Annotated in this window: 20 protein-coding genes; 5 read left to right on the forward strand and 15 right to left on the reverse strand. The window is 36.3% G+C overall.

Going from position 1 to position 18,048, the window contains the following annotated elements; genetic code table 11:
- Positions 1–26: 26 nt before the first annotated feature.
- Complete coding sequence (locus QRY57_RS19605; RefSeq protein ID WP_286015910.1) at positions 27–419, forward strand: DUF1885 family protein; 393 nt, start codon at positions 27–29, stop codon at positions 417–419.
- On the opposite strand, the gene QRY57_RS19610 is transcribed toward QRY57_RS19605, so the two are convergent.
- The 5 genes from QRY57_RS19610 to pdhA all read right to left on the reverse strand — a co-directional run bounded on the left by QRY57_RS19610 (position 420) and on the right by pdhA (position 5,899).
- Complete coding sequence (locus QRY57_RS19610; RefSeq protein WP_026590191.1) at positions 420–650, reverse strand: hypothetical protein; 231 nt, start codon at positions 648–650, stop codon at positions 420–422.
- 352 nt (positions 651–1,002) lie between these two features.
- Positions 1,003–2,415 carry a dihydrolipoyl dehydrogenase gene (gene lpdA, locus QRY57_RS19615; protein ID WP_026590190.1) on the reverse strand — a complete coding sequence of 471 codons (1,413 nt, stop codon included), beginning with the start codon at positions 2,413–2,415 and terminating at the stop codon, positions 1,003–1,005.
- A gap of 5 nt (positions 2,416–2,420) precedes the next feature.
- Positions 2,421–3,710 (reverse strand): pyruvate dehydrogenase complex dihydrolipoyllysine-residue acetyltransferase, encoded by a 1,290-nt coding sequence (gene pdhC / locus QRY57_RS19620; RefSeq protein ID WP_026590189.1) that lies wholly within the window; start codon positions 3,708–3,710, stop codon positions 2,421–2,423.
- Positions 3,711–3,802: 92 nt separating this feature from the next.
- Entirely contained in the window at positions 3,803–4,780 is a 978-nt protein-coding gene (gene pdhB / locus QRY57_RS19625; RefSeq protein WP_000068166.1) for a pyruvate dehydrogenase complex E1 component subunit beta, read from the reverse strand.
- Between the two features lie 3 nt (positions 4,781–4,783).
- Positions 4,784–5,899 (reverse strand): pyruvate dehydrogenase E1 component subunit alpha, encoded by a 1,116-nt coding sequence (gene pdhA / locus QRY57_RS19630; protein WP_026590188.1) that lies wholly within the window; start codon positions 5,897–5,899, stop codon positions 4,784–4,786.
- Between the two features lie 513 nt (positions 5,900–6,412).
- Here pdhA and QRY57_RS19635 point away from each other — a divergent pair.
- Together QRY57_RS19635 and def are read left to right on the forward strand one after the other, a co-directional pair.
- Positions 6,413–6,586: a YjcZ family sporulation protein gene (locus QRY57_RS19635; RefSeq protein ID WP_026590187.1), complete on the forward strand. Its 174-nt coding sequence runs from the start codon at positions 6,413–6,415 to the stop codon at positions 6,584–6,586.
- 194 nt (positions 6,587–6,780) lie between these two features.
- On the forward strand, positions 6,781–7,335 hold the full coding sequence (gene def, locus QRY57_RS19640) for a peptide deformylase (protein ID WP_026590186.1): 555 nt from the start codon (positions 6,781–6,783) through the stop codon (positions 7,333–7,335).
- A gap of 80 nt (positions 7,336–7,415) precedes the next feature.
- On the opposite strand, the gene QRY57_RS19645 is transcribed toward def, so the two are convergent.
- The gene (locus tag QRY57_RS19645; RefSeq protein WP_208017057.1) at positions 7,416–8,189 is read right to left on the reverse strand and encodes a Cof-type HAD-IIB family hydrolase; all 774 of its coding nucleotides are present in this window, start codon (positions 8,187–8,189) and stop codon (positions 7,416–7,418) included.
- A gap of 589 nt (positions 8,190–8,778) precedes the next feature.
- Between QRY57_RS19645 and QRY57_RS19650 the strand changes: the two genes are divergently transcribed.
- Together QRY57_RS19650 and rnjA are read left to right on the forward strand one after the other, a co-directional pair.
- Positions 8,779–8,991, forward strand: a complete 213-nt coding sequence (locus tag QRY57_RS19650) for a DNA-dependent RNA polymerase subunit epsilon (protein WP_026590184.1) — start codon at positions 8,779–8,781, stop codon at positions 8,989–8,991.
- 3 nt (positions 8,992–8,994) lie between these two features.
- Positions 8,995–10,662, forward strand: a complete 1,668-nt coding sequence (gene rnjA, locus QRY57_RS19655) for a ribonuclease J1 (protein WP_208017055.1) — start codon at positions 8,995–8,997, stop codon at positions 10,660–10,662.
- Positions 10,663–10,710: 48 nt separating this feature from the next.
- Here rnjA and QRY57_RS19660 read toward each other — a convergent pair whose 3' ends face one another.
- The 9 genes from QRY57_RS19660 to abbA all read right to left on the reverse strand — a co-directional run bounded on the left by QRY57_RS19660 (position 10,711) and on the right by abbA (position 17,979).
- The gene (locus QRY57_RS19660) at positions 10,711–11,424 is read right to left on the reverse strand and encodes a potassium channel family protein (RefSeq protein ID WP_051588525.1); all 714 of its coding nucleotides are present in this window, start codon (positions 11,422–11,424) and stop codon (positions 10,711–10,713) included.
- Positions 11,425–11,459: 35 nt separating this feature from the next.
- Positions 11,460–12,326, reverse strand: coding sequence for a cytochrome C oxidase assembly protein (locus tag QRY57_RS19665; protein ID WP_286015911.1), 867 nt, complete (start codon positions 12,324–12,326; stop codon positions 11,460–11,462).
- A 253-nt stretch (positions 12,327–12,579) separates the two neighbouring features.
- The gene (locus QRY57_RS19670; protein WP_286015912.1) at positions 12,580–13,038 is read right to left on the reverse strand and encodes a TlpA disulfide reductase family protein; all 459 of its coding nucleotides are present in this window, start codon (positions 13,036–13,038) and stop codon (positions 12,580–12,582) included.
- A 73-nt stretch (positions 13,039–13,111) separates the two neighbouring features.
- Positions 13,112–13,660, reverse strand: a complete 549-nt coding sequence (locus tag QRY57_RS19675; protein ID WP_026590179.1) for a peroxiredoxin — start codon at positions 13,658–13,660, stop codon at positions 13,112–13,114.
- A 205-nt stretch (positions 13,661–13,865) separates the two neighbouring features.
- Positions 13,866–14,996 (reverse strand): N-acetyldiaminopimelate deacetylase, encoded by a 1,131-nt coding sequence (locus tag QRY57_RS19680; protein ID WP_286015913.1) that lies wholly within the window; start codon positions 14,994–14,996, stop codon positions 13,866–13,868.
- A gap of 60 nt (positions 14,997–15,056) precedes the next feature.
- Positions 15,057–15,779 (reverse strand): 2,3,4,5-tetrahydropyridine-2,6-dicarboxylate N-acetyltransferase, encoded by a 723-nt coding sequence (gene dapD, locus QRY57_RS19685; RefSeq protein WP_026590177.1) that lies wholly within the window; start codon positions 15,777–15,779, stop codon positions 15,057–15,059.
- 71 nt (positions 15,780–15,850) lie between these two features.
- Positions 15,851–16,708: a transcriptional regulator CcpC gene (gene ccpC / locus QRY57_RS19690; protein ID WP_432804056.1), complete on the reverse strand. Its 858-nt coding sequence runs from the start codon at positions 16,706–16,708 to the stop codon at positions 15,851–15,853.
- A 386-nt stretch (positions 16,709–17,094) separates the two neighbouring features.
- A complete protein-coding gene (cbpB, locus tag QRY57_RS19695) occupies positions 17,095–17,538 on the reverse strand; it encodes a cyclic-di-AMP-binding protein CbpB (RefSeq protein ID WP_026590175.1) in 444 nt (147 codons plus the stop codon).
- A gap of 249 nt (positions 17,539–17,787) precedes the next feature.
- The gene (gene abbA / locus QRY57_RS19700; RefSeq protein WP_026590174.1) at positions 17,788–17,979 is read right to left on the reverse strand and encodes an antirepressor AbbA; all 192 of its coding nucleotides are present in this window, start codon (positions 17,977–17,979) and stop codon (positions 17,788–17,790) included.
- Positions 17,980–18,048: the final 69 nt, after the last annotated feature.

An 18,048-nucleotide genomic window follows, 5' to 3' on the forward strand; every position in this document is an offset into this window, starting at 1 on the left:
TATATTACTTTAGGAGGAAAATCTTTATGCAACATGCATTTATTAAACTTGTACCTAAATCGAAACAACAAGCTGTCTCATTAGAAGATGTTAAACAACTTTTTAATTATTATAAAACCATTACTTCGCAAACCGGCGCGCAAGTTAGCTATGCATATACTAACGTAGCATTTCCGTATGAGATATTTGATACATCAGATACTACACTTGAGCTCAAATCTAGTCATGATCGTTATAATTCTATCTATGTGGGGATAGGAACAGAAAAAGACCAAGCTTTCGTTCAAATCTCCTTACCTTCTACTGCCACATTTGGGGATAAAGGAAAAGCAAATGAATTCTGCCGTTTTTTAGCAAAAAAATTAGAGGGTGAATTAAGGTTATTTAATGGAAGAACAATGTATTTTTATAAACGCTAACTATAAAAAAAGGAAAGATATCAGTAAAAAGAGCATACTATTTGCGCAAGTAAGAAATAGTGCCTGTTTTCTTATACGAAGAACAACATATGCAATTACATATGCTAAATAAAGGAACACGAAAAAGAGCATCACTTTATAATGAAATTTATCACCATTTGATAAGAATAGTACAATAGAAAATCCACTCCATAAAAGGAAATGATAAAATATAACATGTATGATTTTCACGAAACCATCTCCTTTGACATGCTCTATTTTATAATAAGATATGGTATTGGACTCAAATCCATTACATAATACGAAAAGATGTAATGGATTTGAGTCCATTATATTTCTAAAAAAGTTACGTACATTCCAATTTAGACTATATAGTATTACGTATTTATTCCATAAATATACATAACGACCTTGTTAGCTCTACTAAAGCTTTAATGGATAAAGTGAAACTTTAATCAATGGATTTCTTCATTCTCACTAACGATCAGCTCTCACAAATCGGGATTTTGCAAGATAAATTCCATAAAATAAAAAATAACCCGCCTTTAAAAAGATAAAAGGCGGGTTATTTTGGTTATTCGTATTATTTTACAATGTGAATTGGCATTCCAAGAGCAACTTCAGCTGCTTCCATTGTGATTTCACCTAATGTTGGGTGAGCATGGATTGTTTGAGCGATATCTTCAGCTGTCATTCCAGCTTCGATAGCTAAACCAATCTCAGAGATAATATCAGAAGCACCTGCACCTGCAACTTGTGCACCTACAAGAAGACCATCTTCTTTACGTGTTACAAGTTGTAGGAAACCGTCTGTGCTGTTTAATGATAACGCACGACCGTTTGCAGCGAATGGGAACTTAGATACAGTTACTGCCATTCCTGCTTCTTCAGCTTGTTTCTTAGTGTATCCAACAGATGCTAATTCTGGATCTGTGAAGCATACTGCAGGAATTCCGATGTAATCGATAGCTGATGCATGGCCACTAATTGCTTCAACAGCTACTTTACCTTCGTAAGAAGCTTTGTGAGCTAATGGTGGTCCAGGAACGATATCACCGATTGCATAGATGTTTGGTACGTTTGTACGGCATTGCTCATCGATTTCGATGATACCGCGATCAGTCATTTTAACTCCAACTTGCTCAAGACCGATTTCTTGAGTGTTTGGACGACGACCTACAGTTACTAATACGTAATCTGCTTCTACAGTTTGTACTTCACCTTTAACTTCGAAGCTAACTTTTACGCCAGTTTCTGTTTCTTCAACGCCTTTAGCCATAGCTTTTGTATGGATATTTACGTTACCTTTCTTTTGAAGGGCACGTTTAACAACAGAGCTCATTGCTTTTTCGAAACCAGCTAAGATTTCGTCGCCAGCTTCTACTACAGTAACTTCTGTACCGAAGTTAGCATATGCAGTACCTAATTCCATACCGATGTAACCGCCGCCGATTACAACAAGTTTTTTAGGAATTTCAGGTAAGCTTAGAGCGCCTGTAGAGTTGATAACACGTTTAGAGTATTTGAATCCAGGAATTTCGATTGGTGTAGAACCAGTTGCAAGAACAGCATTTTTAAACGTATAAGTTTGAGCTGCATCTTCAGTCATTACGCGTAATGTGTTAGCATCTACGAAGTAAGCTTCACCGCGAATGATTTCAACTTTGTTACCTTTAAGAAGGCCTTCAACACCGCCAGTTAATTTCTTAACTACGCCGTTTTTCCATTCTTGAACTTTTGTAAAGTCAACTTTTACGTTCTCTGCAGTGATACCCATGTCATCAGAATGCATTGCATTCTCATAACGATGACCTGCATTGATTAACGCTTTTGAAGGAATACATCCAACGTTTAAGCATACGCCACCAAGGTTAGCTTTTTCGATAATTGCTACCTTTTGACCTAATTGTGCTGCACGAATTGCCGCAACGTATCCACCAGGACCTGCACCAACAACGACTGTATCTAATTCAATTGGGAAATCTCCTACTACCATTGTTATTACGCCTCCATTACTAATAATTGTGGGTCATTCAATAGACGTTTAATTTGGTTTAATGCTTTTTGAGCAGTTGCGCCGTCAATTAAACGATGGTCAAAGCTTAGAGATAATGCTAATACTGGAGCTGCAACGATTTCACCGTTTTTCACAACTGGCTTCTCAGCGATACGGCCGATACCAAGGATTGCTACTTCTGGGTGATTGATAACTGGAGTGAACCATTGTCCACCTGCAGAACCAATGTTTGTAATTGTGCAAGAAGCACCTTTCATTTCAGCTGGAGCTAAACGACCTTCACGTGCTTTACCAGCAAGATCATTGATCTCGTTAGAAATAGTGAAGATTGATTTACGATCTGTATCTTTAACAACTGGTACTAATAGACCTTTGTCTGTATCAGCTGCGATACCGATGTTGAAGTAATGTTTATGAACGATTTCTTGAGAAGCATCGTCTAAAGCAGTATTCAACATTGGGAATTCACGTAATGCAGATGTTAAAGCTTTTACAACGTATGGAAGGTAAGTTAATTTAATACCTTTGTCAGCTGCAACAGCTTTGAACTTCTTACGGTGAGCAACAAGTTCTGTTACATCTACTTCATCCATTAATGTTACGTGAGGAGCTGTATGCTTAGAGTTAACCATTGCTTTTGCAATCGCTTTACGGATACCACTCATTTTCTCACGAGTTTCTGGATATTCACCAGCTGGGATTGGTTGTGCTTTTGGTGCTTCTTCTTTTGCTGCTGCTGGAGTAGCTTCTACTGCTGCTGGAGCCTCAGTTGCTGCTACAGTTTGTCCACCATTTGCAAATGCATCGATATCAGCTTTCACAACGCGGCCGTTCTTACCAGAACCAGCTACTTTATGAATATCTACACCTTTTTCACGAGCATATTTACGAACTGATGGCATAGCGATTACGCGCTCATTTACTACTTCAGCAGTTGCTGCTGGAGTAGCTTCAGCTTTAGGAGCTTCTTCTTTCGCTTCTTCAGCTTTTGGAGCATCGTCATGGTCGTCACCTTTAAATTTAAGGTTTTCGTATCCAGGAGCATCAAATTTAATTAATGTATCTCCAACTACTGCAACCGTACCTTCTTCTACAAGTACTTCAAGTACTTTACCTTTAACTGGAGAAGGGATTTCTACTACTGCTTTATCATTTTGCACTTCAAGAAGTACATCGTCTTCGTTTACTTCGTCGCCTGGTTTAATAAACCATTTTACGATTTCACCTTCGTGGATACCTTCACCGATATCTGGTAGTTTAAATTCAAATGCCACGGAATTCAGCCCCCTGATTCATTTCTTTATTATGGAATATGGCAAAAGAAATCAGCATGTGCTGATTTCTTTTGCACATGAAAAACTAAAAATTAGAAGTTCATTACTTTGTTTACAGCTTCAACAATATCTTTATGGTTTGGTAACCATACGCTCTCAGCTTGAGAGAATGGGAATACTGTATCAGCAGCTGCAACACGTACAACTGGAGCTTCTAAGTTTAAGATTGCACGGTCGTTAATTTCCGCTACAACGTTAGCTGCAATACCAGCTTGTTTTTGAGCTTCTTGAACTACAACTACGCGACCTGTTTTTTCAACAGAAGCGATGATTGTTTCGATATCTAATGGTTGAACTGTACGTAAGTCAACAACTTCTAAAGAGATACCTTCTTTTTCAAGTTCTTCAGCAGCTTTTAATGCAGCATGAACCATAGCACCGTAAGCGATAACAGATACATCTGTACCTTCACGTTTGATATCAGCTTTACCTAAATCAATTGTGTATTCGCCTTCTGGTACGTCTTGACGGAATGAACGGTACAATTTCATATGCTCTAAGTAGATAACTGGATCGTTGTCACGAATCGCAGAGATTAAAAGACCTTTTGCATCGTATGGAGTAGATGGGATAACAACTTTTAGACCAGGTTGTTGAGCCACTAATCCTTCTAAGCTATCAGCATGTAATTCTGGAGTATGAACACCGCCACCAAATGGAGAACGAACTGTTACTGGAGCAGTCCAACGTCCACCAGAACGGTAACGCATACGAGCTAATTGACCAGAAATAGAATCCATTACTTCATAAACGAAACCGAAGAATTGGATTTCTGGAACTGGACGGAATCCTTCAAGTGCAAGACCAACTGCAAGTCCACCGATACCAGACTCTGCAAGTGGAGTATCCATTACACGATCTTCACCGAATTCAGCTTGTAAACCTTCAGTAGCACGGAATACACCGCCGTTTACACCAACGTCTTCACCAAACACAAGTACGTTAGGGTCATTTTTCATTTCAACACGTAAAGCATCAGTGATTGCTTGAATCATTGTCATTTGAGCCATGGCTTACTTCGACTCCTTTTCTTTATAAATTTCATATTGTTCAGCTAAGTTGTAAGGCATTTTTTCGTACATGATTTCCATTAAATCAGTTACTTTTTGTTTTGGAGCTTGGTCAGCCTTAGCAATTGCTTGTTTGATATCTTCTTTTGCTTCTTCGATTACTTTTTCTTCTACTTCTTGAGACCATAGGCCTTTATTTTCTAAGAATGTACGGAAGCGTACGATTGGATCTTTTTGTTCCCATTCGTTTTCGATATCTTTTGTACGGTAACGAGTTGGGTCATCACCAGCCATTGTATGTGGACCGTAACGGAATGTTAGAGTCTCGATTAGAGTAGGGCCTTCGCCATTTACTGCGCGCTCACGAGCGAAAGCAGTTGCTGCGTATACAGCTAATGGATCCATACCGTCTACTTGAATTCCGTAAATACCTGCTGCTACTGCTTTTTGTGCTACAGTTTTAGCTGCAGATTGCTTTTCTACTGGAGTAGAGATTGCGTAACGGTTGTTTTGAACAACGAAGATTGCTGGAGCTTTGAATGCACCTGCAAAGTTCATACCTTCGTAGAAGTCACCTTGTGAAGCACCACCGTCACCAGTGTAAGTAATTGCAACAGATTTTTTACCACGTAGTTTCATACCTAACGCAACACCAGCAGTTTGGATGATTTGCGCACCGATAATGATTTGTGGAGCTAGTGCATTTACATTCTCAGGCATTTGGTTACCCATGAAGTGTCCACGAGAGAATAAAAATGCTTGGTATAATGGTAATCCGTGCCATACTAATTGTGGTACATCACGGTATCCTGGTAAGATGAAGTCTTCTGCTTCAAGTGCGAAATGACTCGCTAATTGAGAAGCTTCTTGTCCAGCTGTAGGTGCGTAGAAACCTAAACGTCCTTGACGGTTTAAAGAAATAGAACGTTGGTCTAATACGCGAGTATACACCATACGACGCATTAATTCTTTTAATTGATCATCAGATAATTCAGGCATAGCTGCTTCATTCACAACTTCGCCGTTTTCATTTAAAATTTGTAATGTTTCAAATTGAGCTGCGATAGCTTTCATTTGCTCATCAACATTAAATAGGGTCTTTTTTGTTTTAGTACCCATTCCGTTCACCTCTTCCTCTCTTGAACCATATTCTGAAACGCTTTCACTAGAAATTCACTAGTACGAAAACGTAACCATGTAAACCGACAGGAAACCTCGCCGGTTGAGAATAATTTTGTGTACCTAACAATCTGTACTAATGTTTTTTCAGAAACATATTAATACAATCTTGATCACGTTTTTTAGTTTACAACTATTCTAATCACGATGTCAATTACTTTGGTTACGATTTTTTTATGAATAACATTAAGGTTTCCACTATACATTGTTGTTTTTATTTTCACATCTGTATTAGTAAGCAATAACCTACTGTTATATTATTCCCTATTTAACCTGTTTTCCATCGTAGAATAATATGTAAACGATTTAATTCTTCTTAGTTTTTCTCTCTTTATAACAAAAATATGCAATCACTTCTTCCTTTTCTAGGCGAATGTCTATACACTTCTAACCACTCTTCCATACCTTATAATAACCGCAGTATTAGCGGGAAATGATAAAGGAGGTCATCTCATGTACGGATACACATATTGTTATCCAACTTGTTCATATCCTTCCTATGGATACGGAGGTTCTTACGGAGGATACGGAGGTTCTTGCGGAGGATGCGGATACGGACGGGGCTTTGCTTTAATCGTTGTGTTGTTTATTCTTTTAATTATCGTTGGTGCTGCTTGCATTCGTTAATGTAAAACAAAGCAACTATAGAAAGAAATAGGCGGCTCTGCCGTCTTTTCTTTTTTTACCAACCAATCGCTGATAATAAAATTACAGCACTAGTCATCCTCTTTATTTGCTTAATTTATATATAGGTACTATGTACTTTATCATGACTTTTTTCAGCTCCTTTGGTAGACTAAAGGAGAAAGGAGAGATTGTGAATGCTTACAATGAACGATGTAATTCGTGAAGGAAATCCCATTCTACGAGCAGTAGCAGAAGAAGTACCTCTGCCAGCAAATGAGGAAGATACACGTGTACTACGAGAAATGATTGAATTTGTAATGAACAGTCAAAACCCTGAAATGGTTGAAAAATATAATTTACGTCCAGGAATCGGGCTAGCTGCACCACAAATTGGTATTTCAAAAAGAATGATTGCTGTTCATGTTACTGATACAACCGAAACTTTATACAGCTATGCTTTATTCAATCCCAAAATTATTAGTCACTCTGTTGAACGTACATACTTATCAGGTGGCGAAGGATGCCTATCTGTAGATCGTGAAGTTCCTGGATATGTTCCACGTTATACACGAATTACAGTTAAAGCAACTACCGTCGATGGTGAAGAAGTAAAATTACGTTTGAAAGGGTTACCAGCGATTGTATTCCAACATGAGATTGACCATTTAAATGGTGTAATGTTCTATGATCATATTAATCAAAAAAATCCTTTTGTAGCCCCCGAGGATGCAAAACCTCTAGAACGATAAAGAGCAGAAGCAATAGCTTCTGCTTTTTACTACTATTATTATATTACTCCTCTTATGGAATGGTTCTCACACCATATTACCTAGAGTAAACCAGCCCACTGCAAACCGTGAAGAATCCCATCTTCACTAACATCTTTCGTCACATAATTAGCAAGTTTTTTCAAATCGTCGTGACCATTCCCCATCACAATCCCCGTTCCTACTGCTTCAATCATTTCTAAATCATTTAATCCATCTCCAAAAGCATAGACCTGTTCACGCTTAAACCCTAATTTCTCAATGAATTTTTCAATTCCCTTTGCTTTAGAACCACCATTTGGGATAATGTCCATAGAATACGCGTGCCAACGAATAAAATGAAAATCTGGATAATCATAAATGAACTTTTTTTCCTCACCCGCTTGGCAAAAAAGAAGCGTTTGATAAACGTCACGATTTTCATAAAAACTTGGCTCATATAACGGATGCTCAAATTGCAGACTTCCGAAACTTTCTTTTACATAATTATGATATTCTACTGTTGCCTTCATATCCTTATGATCTAAATAAACAAGTGGATATCCCTCTTGCTTAGCAAACGTTGTAAAAGTATGTAATGTATTAGGGTGTAATGGATTTTTAAATATAACCTCATCTTCAAATACAACATATTGGCCATTAAAACTAACATAATTATGAATGTTAAGCTCATTACGAATGTCTTCAAACATGAAAGGTGCACGCCCTGTCGCAATTGCCACATGTACTCCTTTTTCTTGTAACGTACGCACCGCTTCTCTTGTAGATTGTGGAATTTTTTTATCGTGATCTAACAATGTTCCATCAATATCAAAAAAGACGATTTTATTATTCATTTTCAAAACCCTTTCTAAGCCTTCTATATTCCTATTTTGACTACTTCTTTTCAAATCCTAAAAAAAAGTATAACATATTAAACATCTGTGAAGAAAGCGTTCACTTTCTAACCTTATTTACGAAATATGCATATACTATTAAAAGAGCATTAATAGTAGTTTGAATGAATTTTCTTTTCTAATCTACCTCATACTATATTTATAACCGGGGGCGTACTGCCTGTGAGAGCAAAAAACGGAATATAAGATTACGTCTGCATGAGCGAATAAGATCACTGAACATCAAGGCGGCGATTCCCTCATTTATCTTCTATGGTTTTCTAGTATGTGGAGATGAAGAGTTACTACTAAATAAGAATTAAGTATGCATGTTTAAAATAAGGAAAGGAAGGAGTAATCATGCTGAAGAAGCTGAAGAAAAAGCTAAAACAATATTTAAACGATTTAGTCCGTAAAAAGACAATGGCTTAAATCGTGCCCATTTCGGGCTTTTTCTTCATTCTCATTCGAAAAAACATGAAAATCATAACTATTTGCTTTATAATAGGTAACAGATAATGCAAAACATAGACAAGGAGAGGTTTTCCCAATGATTTTTAAAGTATTCTATCAAGAAAAAATGACTGAGGTTCCAGTGCGTGAAAATACAAAAGTTTTATATTTAGAAGCGGAATCCGAAAAAGACGTTCGTACAAAATTACAAAAGTTCGCATATAATATTGAGTTTGTCCAATCTGTTACTGGTGCTCATCTTGAATACGAAAAACAAAATGCTGATTTAACATTAACGGAGCTCGTATAATTTATGAAATTCCTAAAAAATGATCAGGTAGCCGTTTTCGCTCTTGGCGGACTCGGTGAAATCGGCAAAAATACATACGCTGTTCAATTTCAAGATGAAATTATTATAATTGATGCTGGAATTAAATTTCCAGAAGACGAACTTCTCGGAATCGACTATGTGATTCCTGATTACACTTATTTTGTACGAAACGAAGATAAAATTAAGGGGTTATTTATTACTCATGGTCACGAAGATCATATTGGCGGTATCCCTTACCTATTACGTCAAGTGAATATCCCAATTTACGGCGGGAAATTAGCAATTGCTCTAATTAAAAACAAATTAGAAGAGCACGGATTATTGCGAAAAGCAAAACTTTACGAAATTCAAGAAGACGATGTTATCAAATTCAAAAAGACATCCGTATCGTTCTTCCGCACAACACACAGTATTCCAGATTCATACGGTGCTGTGGTAAAAACACCGCAAGGTCAAATTGTTCATACAGGAGATTTCAAATTTGATTTCACACCAGTAGGCGAACCAGCAGACTTAACGAAAATGGCGGAAATCGGTAAAGACGGTGTACTTTGTCTCTTATCTGATAGTACCAATAGTGAAGTCCCTAACTTTACAATGTCTGAACGCCGCGTCGGCGATAGCATTCAAGATATTTTCCGCAAAGTAGAAGGTCGCATTATCTTTGCAACCTTTGCGTCAAATATTCATCGCTTGCAACAAGTTGTTGAAGCTGCCGTTGAAAACAATCGTAAAGTGGCTGTATTTGGTCGAAGCATGGAAGCAGCAATTGAAATTGGTCATGATCTCGGTTATATTCGCTGTCCAAAAGATACATTTATTGAAGCCTCTCAAATCAATCGACTACCAGCTAACAAAGTCGTTATTTTATGCACAGGTAGTCAAGGTGAACCAATGGCAGCACTTTCTCGTATCGCGAATGGGACACACCGCCAAATTCAAATTATTCCTGGTGATACAGTTGTCTTCTCTTCTTCACCAATTCCAGGAAATACAGTTAGCGTAAGCCGTACAATTAATATGTTATATCGCGCTGGCGCTGATGTTATCCATGGTAAGCTTTCAAACATCCACACAAGTGGACATGGTGGACAAGAAGAACAAAAGTTAATGCTACGTCTTATTAAACCTAAATACTTTATGCCAATTCATGGTGAATTCCGCATGCAACGTATGCACATGAAATTAGCAAACGATTGTGGTATTCCAGAAGAGAATTGCTTCATCATGGACAATGGTGATGTTCTTGCATTACGTTCAGACGAAGCAAGTGTTGCTGGAAAAATCCCATCTGGCTCTGTTTATATCGATGGAAACGGTATTGGTGATATTGGTAACATTGTACTGCGCGACCGTCGTATTCTTTCTGAAGAAGGACTTGTTATCGTAGTTGTCAGCATTGATATGAAAGAATTTAAAGTTGCTGCCGGACCTGATATTATCTCTCGCGGATTCGTTTATATGCGTGAAAGTAGCGATTTAATCAATGATGCTCAAACACTGATTACAACGCACCTTGAAAAAGTAATGGAGCGAAAAACAACACAATGGTCTGAAATTAAAAATGAGATTACAGACACATTAGCACCATTCTTATACGAAAAAACAAAACGTCGTCCAATGATTTTACCTATCATTATGGAAATATAAAAAAAGACAATGCTTACGAGCATTGTCTTTTTTATTTTACGTTCTATCTTATCTTAAGAAGTGCTTAAAGCGATTTACTTCATCATCATGACCAATTACAATTAAAATATCTCCCGATTGAATATTTTCTGTAGCTCGCGGGGAAACAATAACTTCCTTCCCTCGCTTAATTGCAACAATGTTTAATCCAAACTTCGCTCGAATATCCAATTCAATTAACGAGTGACCATCAATCTTTTTATTAGCAATAATCTCTACAATACTATGCTCATCAGAAAGCTCTAAGTAATCTAATACGTTACTTGAAGCAATATTATTCGCAATTCGTTTTCCCATATCACGTTCAGGATGGACAATATGGTCTGCCCCTATTTTAGATAACACTTTTTCATGATAATCATTTTGAGCTTTTACCGTAATATTTTTCACACCTAGCTCTTTTAAAATAAGTGTAGTTAAAATACTTGCATTTAAATTATCTCCGATTGCAACAACAACATGATCAAAATTACGAATACCTAGACTTTTTAACACCATCTCATCTGTTGAATCTGCAATCACTGCATGCGAAGCAATATTGGCAAATTCATTAATTTTATCTTCATCTAAGTCAATAGCCATTACTTCCATACCTAATTGGGCTAATTCACGACAAATACTGCCTCCAAAACGTCCAAGTCCGATGACAGCAAATTCTTTCTCTTTCCCACTCACATGAATTCCTCCAATAACATCAAGTCCTATCTCTTTCCATTGTAGCATATTTTATATTCACCACAAAGCTTAGCAAATTGCACTTATTTTTGCTTCTCTATATAGAAATACTGTTGTAAATAAAACGCAATAATACAAACGAGCATACCAAAAACAAAAATGTTTCCAAACGAACTAAACGTTTGAAACACAAATAATAATGTTTCTTGACCAAAAAAGGCAAATAAGAGTTGTATAAAAGCAAATAAGAGCGCCCAGTTATAATGTTGTTGATGAAATAAATAATGAGTTGCTCCTAAAAATGCACAAAACGAGATGATAAAAATCCACCATGTTTCTAAAAAAACTTGCCATCCTGCAAAGTTATACCCATTTACAATAAGTGCAATGATTCCAATGACAAGCATTGTAGGGACGCTCCAAAATAACGCTCGACTTCGAAAAAAACGAATTCCATTAGAATCACCTTTTTTATTTGCGCAATATGTTAAAAATGCCGCACTTATATACAGGACAGAAAAAATTGTTAATACGATGATTAACCAAAAATGTAATTGATTGTATTCATGTTCGATATTCGTAACAATAGCTGCTAACATACCTGGAATCAACATACCTGTCCATCCATCAATTTTCCTTTCATTCCAAAACACAGCATTTCCTATTCGAATGCCTAAAAGCATAAAAATAATGACACCAATTACAAATAAGGTTGTCTTATTTCCAACTATGCTTGTTGAAAAAGCAATTAAACCAATAAATAAAAAAAGAACAAATCCATTCATAATCTCTAATACAGGTGATAAATAACCTTTCACCCATTTATATGTTTCTTCATATTCGCATTTATTCTTTAAACGATATGCATAAAAACTTATGCCGAAATAAACCGCTGCAATAATAACATATGCATACAAAAAGAAACATAAGATTGCGCTGCCAATCTGCACCTAATCCCCCACCCTTTTATCTATGTATCACATTGATTTTACACATTTTTCACATGAAAAGTAAACTAAAACATACAGTTCCATTGCTTTGAGTCAATTTTTTATTATTAAATCCATACCCTAGATGTATATCTCTCATTTAACCTACTATTTATAAAACCAAAAACCCCCTAATGAAAAGGAGGTTTTTTGCACATATCAAAAGAAATTTCTACTTCCAAGCCGTCTAGCATGTAAATAGAAAATCCACCTTTTATTCAGCTTCTTTTTGCGCTTCATCTAACACACGATTTACTCGTTTCGTTAGCATTTGCATCCCGCTTCCACCCGCTTGGAAATGACGAAGTACACCATTTTTATCAAACACATAATACGCTGGCACATATTGATTTTCAAATGAATCTGTAATCTTATGTTGATTGTCCACTAAAATAGGTTGGGAAATTCCATGTTCTTTTGCAACTACTTCCACTTGCTCAAGGTTTAAGTCTTCTTCTGAACGTGGCATATGAACGGAAACAACATTTAATTGCTCTTTATACTCATCACGAAAGTTATTAATATTTGGCATTGCTTCTTTACATAAGTGACAACTAACTGACCAGAAATGAATAAGTGTAGGTTTTTCACCAATTAGTGATTCACGTACAACTTCTCCATTTAATACTTTTGTTGCACCATCTAAAGAAGGCATTGATTCGCGTAATTTCATTATTTTTCCTCCTAATACATGTAGAGAAAGGCCTAACAAAATATTGTTAGACCTTCTATAGTTTACAATAAAATTAAACGTTTAAAGTTGCTTGACCTGGTTTCCAGTTTGCTGGGCAAAGTCCACCAGTTTGAAGAGCTTGAAGAACACGAATTACTTCATCAACTTCACGTCCGATGTTGTTGTGATGTACAACTTGGTACATTAATTCGCCTTCTGGACTAATAATGAATAAACCACGAAGTGCAATACCTTCTTCTTCAAGTAATACACCGTAGTCACGAGATACTACATGGTTCGTATCTGCTGCTAACGGATAATTTAATTCTCCTAAACCATTTTTCGTACGATCAGTGTTAATCCAAGCTAAATGAGTGTGGATTGTATCAGTAGATACACCGATTACTTCTGCATCTAAATCTTCAAACTCATCATAACGATCAGAAAGTGCGATGATTTCTGTTGGACATACGAAAGTGAAATCCATTGGATAGAAGAAAAGCACTGTCCATTTGTCCTGTTTCATAACTTCTTCAAGACTTACTTTACCAAATTCTTTGTTTGGCATAACAGCGTCCATTTCAAAGCGTGGCGCTTGTTTTGCTACCATACGTTCTGCCATATGTATCAACCTCCATTAATTTTTATCATATATGTCCACTCTTGTAGTATATAAGAGGAATCAGTTTTCAGTCAATTTCAATTGGTAATCATTACAAAACAACTTACTATCAACTTTTCCCTCCACCTACCATTATAAAGTATTGTGTTAGAATTACAAAAAAAATGCATTATATCTTATAATTTCTCAATTAAAAAGAACAAGTTTAAGACCTGTTCCCTTTCCATTTTACATATTGATTTAAAAATGAAATGGTCTGTTCAATCACTTCTTCCTTCGGTTGTAGTTTTGCATGATGTAAACCATATTCTGAGTCTACTCCAAGCCAGAACATAAACCCTGGAATATCACGAAGCATATAACCAAAATCTTCTCCTGTCATCGCTTCTGTACATGTAACAACATTCATATTTGTTTGTTCAGATGTAAATGTCATAAATTCTCGCGTTAACGCACCATGATTATACACTTGATGATACATGGCTCCGTAATCAATAACAGCTTCACATTGAAACGCTGCTTCAATTCCCGCCACAATTGCTTCAATTCGACTTTTCACTTGTTTCATTGACTCGACAGATAATGTTCGAATCGTCCCTTCTAAGCGAGATTTTTCAGCAATGATGTTTTGAACTGTACCACCTGTAATTTTACCAATTGTAATAACAGCGCTATCAAGCGGATTCACATTGCGGCTAATTACAGATTGAAGCTGTGTAACAAGATGACTCGCTGCTACAATCATATCATTCGCTGTATGTGGATATGCCGCATGTCCGCCTTTTCCTTTTAAATCAATATATAATTCTGATGTATTTGCAAATAACAATCCCTCTTTTGTCGCAATTGTTCCTACTGGATACTCAGGTGCGATATGAAGACCTAAAATCATATCAGGCTTCCATTCCTTCAACTCTTCACTTTCTAACATAGGAAGAGCTCCTCCTGGGCCTTCTTCAGCTGGTTGGAATAGAAAGACAATGTCATCATCTATTCTTTCATTTATAGCAGCCGTTAAAAGTCCTAAACCGATAGTAGTATGCAAATCATGACCACATGCGTGCATCATCCCTTCATGAGTAGAAGCGAATTCATAACCAGTCTCCTCAGTAATCGGTAAACCATCAATATCTGCACGATAACCAATCATTTTCTCCGGTTTTTTGCCATTCACTTTAACGATTACGCCTGTTTTCCATGTTTTAACTTCAATATATTCCTTAGGAAGAGTATGAATATACTCTAAAATATATTTTTGTGTTTTCCATTCCTTAAATCCTAATTCCGGAATTTTATGTAAATCCCTACGAATTTGTACAAATTTACTGACTGTCATGTCCGCACCACCATTTATAAAAAGCGTAAGGGCATGAATAGTCCCTTACGCTTTTTGTTTTTATTTTTCTGGGTTTAATTGACGAAGTTCTTGTTTAATTTCTGTTTTTGCCTTTGTCTTCTCATCAATTTCTTTAATAACACGCGCTGGTGTTCCTGCAACTACTGTATATGGTGGTACATCTTCCGTCACAACCGCACCCGCTGCAACAACTGCACCTTTACCAACTGTTACACCTTCTAGAACAACTACATTTGCACCAATTACAACGTCGTCTTCAACGATAACTGGTTTTGCAGAAGGTGGCTCGATAACACCTGCAAGTACCGCACCAGCACCAACGTGACAGTTTTTACCTACTGTAGCACGTCCGCCAAGCACTGCATTCATATCGATCATTGAGCCTTCACCGATTACTGCACCGATATTAATCGTTGCATTCATCATAATAACTGCATTATCACCGATTTCAACATGGTCACGAATAATCGCACCTGGTTCAATACGAGCTTTAATACCTTTTAAGTCAAGCATTGGAATTGCTGAGTTACGACGATCGTTTTCGACAACATAATCTACAACGTGCTTTTTATTTTCTTCAAGAACTGTCTTGATTTCAGACCATTCTCCAAATAAAACACCAGCTTTTTTATTTACAAACGCTTGTACTGTTTCAGGGAATGTTACTTCTTTTAAATCCCCTTTTATGTATACCTTTACAGGAGTTTTCTTCTCACTTTTTTGAATAAACGAAATAATTTCGTTTGCATCCATCATTTTCATGCTTGTTGCCTCCTAAATCCATTTATAATGTTACTCTACCAAACGAAAGAGCTACTAGCAAGACAATAATCTTATTTTTCCGCTTGAATTTCTTCTATAGTATCTAAAAACGCTTGTACTTGTTTAAGTTGCCTTGCAGAATCACTTGTCAATAACCACGTTTCTCGATTCAACTGAACCGGTGTTTTATATGTCTTTTCTCTTACTTCTTTTAAAACAGTGGAGGGCAACAACGCATAACCAATTCCATTTAAAACGAGCTGCTTACATGTTTCAATTTGATCAACTACAATCGTTCGTTTAGGAGGATTAGAAAATAAACCGTACCACCAATTCTGTATTTGTCCATAGTATGTCGAATCGCTTTTAAATTGTATAAACGGTCTGTTTGTATCTTTCAACATAGAAATATCTTTAATTTCTGTATCAACTAAATACAGCTCATCCTCAAATAGTTGCTCTTTATGCCCTTTATATTCTTGTTTCCCTCGTAATATAGCTACATGGACATCGCCTTCATAAAATTGCTTTTGTACTTCACTACTCCACCCTGTAAAAAGAGAGATTTTAACAGATGGGTATTTTTGTACAAATTTCTTTAAAACAGGTGGTAACCAGTATTGTCCAATCACAGAGGCAACCGCTATCTTTAATGTTCCGTATGTTTCCGTATGATAGATTGCTAATTCACTTTTAATGGCCTCTTCTCTCTGCAACATATCTTTCGCATAATTGGCCACTTTTTCTCCTTCTGGTGTAATTGTCAATCCTTTTTGAGAACGGATAAAAAATTTCATTCCCCACTGTTTTTCCATTGATTGTAATCGTTGACTGAGTGCAGGCTGTGAAACGAATAAGCGCTCCGCAGCTTTTCTCATATTGGATTCCTGGGCTAAAACAACCATCATTTGAAAATCATCAATTTGCAACTTTCTCCCTCTTTCCTTATCTTACATGTAACCATCTAACCTCAATATATACGTTGCACCATTCTCTAACATGCAATATTTAATTATTATTTCCAAGAAGCTTGGGTGAATTATGATTTCCCCTAACCTTTTATACCTGTTTAAACTAGCCACTCTACATATAAGTACAAATTGAAAAAACGACATAAAACCTAATAAGAGCAGCCAGATTTTTTTCCTGCCCCAGCCAAATTAAAACAAAGAGAAAAAACAAGTAGCAATCATCTATCGTTCCTCGTAACAGTGACTTATGCGTCGAAAAATCAAAATGCCTTTATATAAATACGTAAAAGAGATGCATGATAAAAAAGCGACTTCTCTTTTTATTCGAAGTCGCTTACCCTTCTTTATCGATTATATTGTCTTACTTTTTTGTTCAGCAATTTCAAAATAGCACGCCTTGTTAAAATCCCTTCGAAGTACCCATCATTGTTTACAGCACAAATAAATGGATGATCAATTGTCATTTCTAACGCTTTAGCAAATGAATCTTCAAGTCTAAGATTCGGAATGTCCTTTTTCATTACATTCTCAACTTTCATATCTTCAAGTTTTTCAAATTCAATACGCTCTAACCCTAAAATCCCATCCAAAATCATAGCAGTACTTATTAATCCATGCAATTTATACATAGGATCTAAAACAGGAATTGCTGAATATCCAGACTTTACAAGAACAAGCAAAGCATGTTCTAAGCTATTTCCAATTTGAACATGCGCAACTTTTTCTGATGAAATCATTAAATCCTTAACAAGAACTTGTTGAAACTCATCTTTCGGAATACTAATCATATTATATCCCCCACTTTTTCTTCCTTTTTCCTGCTAACATGATCTCCAATAGACAATTCATAAGAACCTTACTGTTCACAGTTAATCATATCCACGGCTAAAAGTTTCACTTTATTTCCCATTTCTATTCACATCTTATGATAGCGTTTTCATATTATTATTTTGTCCTAATTTTATTCCAACAAAAATAATGATACACAGTTCATTCTACCATAGAACACAAAAAAAAGACTACCTTTCTGGTAGCGCTTAGTATCCTTCATTTTTCAATCGATTAAATAGCCTTGTAATTCTTCTATATTGGGAAATATCAGTCTCTTTTAAACCACTTTCAATATCTGTAAGCTCAACAGCGAGAATTTCACTAGCATAGTTTTGTCGAAACAAAACATCTAACAACAAACTTTTTTCCTCTTTTGTTAAAGTAAAACTCTTCTGCATATACTCCTCTCCTTATACCTTTTTCCTTAGTATTTATTATATAAAATATTCGCTTAGTTTAATAGATGA

Origin of the sequence: Bacillus arachidis, assembly GCF_030285945.1 — a bacterium.
GTDB lineage: Bacteria > Bacillota > Bacilli > Bacillales > Bacillaceae_G > Bacillus_A > Bacillus_A arachidis.

Excerpts from the sequence above, each read along its gene's own strand:
- def (WP_026590186.1), top strand. The coding sequence starts at position 6,781 with ATGCTTACAATGAACGATGTAATTCGTGAAGGAAATCCCATTCTACGA.
- pdhA (WP_026590188.1), bottom strand. The coding sequence starts at position 5,899 with ATGGGTACTAAAACAAAAAAGACCCTATTTAATGTTGATGAGCAAATG.
- QRY57_RS19635 (WP_026590187.1), top strand. The coding sequence starts at position 6,413 with ATGTACGGATACACATATTGTTATCCAACTTGTTCATATCCTTCCTAT.
- dapD (WP_026590177.1), bottom strand. The coding sequence starts at position 15,779 with ATGAAAATGATGGATGCAAACGAAATTATTTCGTTTATTCAAAAAAGT.
- QRY57_RS19645 (WP_208017057.1), bottom strand. The coding sequence starts at position 8,189 with ATGAATAATAAAATCGTCTTTTTTGATATTGATGGAACATTGTTAGAT.
- QRY57_RS19670 (WP_286015912.1), bottom strand. The coding sequence starts at position 13,038 with ATGAAATTACGCGAATCAATGCCTTCTTTAGATGGTGCAACAAAAGTA.
- QRY57_RS19660 (WP_051588525.1), bottom strand. The coding sequence starts at position 11,424 with ATGCTACAATGGAAAGAGATAGGACTTGATGTTATTGGAGGAATTCAT.
- rnjA (WP_208017055.1), top strand. The coding sequence starts at position 8,995 with ATGAAATTCCTAAAAAATGATCAGGTAGCCGTTTTCGCTCTTGGCGGA.
- abbA (WP_026590174.1), bottom strand. The coding sequence starts at position 17,979 with ATGCAGAAGAGTTTTACTTTAACAAAAGAGGAAAAAAGTTTGTTGTTA.
- QRY57_RS19675 (WP_026590179.1), bottom strand. The coding sequence starts at position 13,660 with ATGGCAGAACGTATGGTAGCAAAACAAGCGCCACGCTTTGAAATGGAC.
- lpdA (WP_026590190.1), bottom strand. The coding sequence starts at position 2,415 with ATGGTAGTAGGAGATTTCCCAATTGAATTAGATACAGTCGTTGTTGGT.
- QRY57_RS19650 (WP_026590184.1), top strand. The coding sequence starts at position 8,779 with ATGATTTTTAAAGTATTCTATCAAGAAAAAATGACTGAGGTTCCAGTG.
- pdhB (WP_000068166.1), bottom strand. The coding sequence starts at position 4,780 with ATGGCTCAAATGACAATGATTCAAGCAATCACTGATGCTTTACGTGTT.
- QRY57_RS19680 (WP_286015913.1), bottom strand. The coding sequence starts at position 14,996 with ATGACAGTCAGTAAATTTGTACAAATTCGTAGGGATTTACATAAAATT.
- QRY57_RS19605 (WP_286015910.1), top strand. The coding sequence starts at position 27 with ATGCAACATGCATTTATTAAACTTGTACCTAAATCGAAACAACAAGCT.
- cbpB (WP_026590175.1), bottom strand. The coding sequence starts at position 17,538 with ATGATTAGTATTCCGAAAGATGAGTTTCAACAAGTTCTTGTTAAGGAT.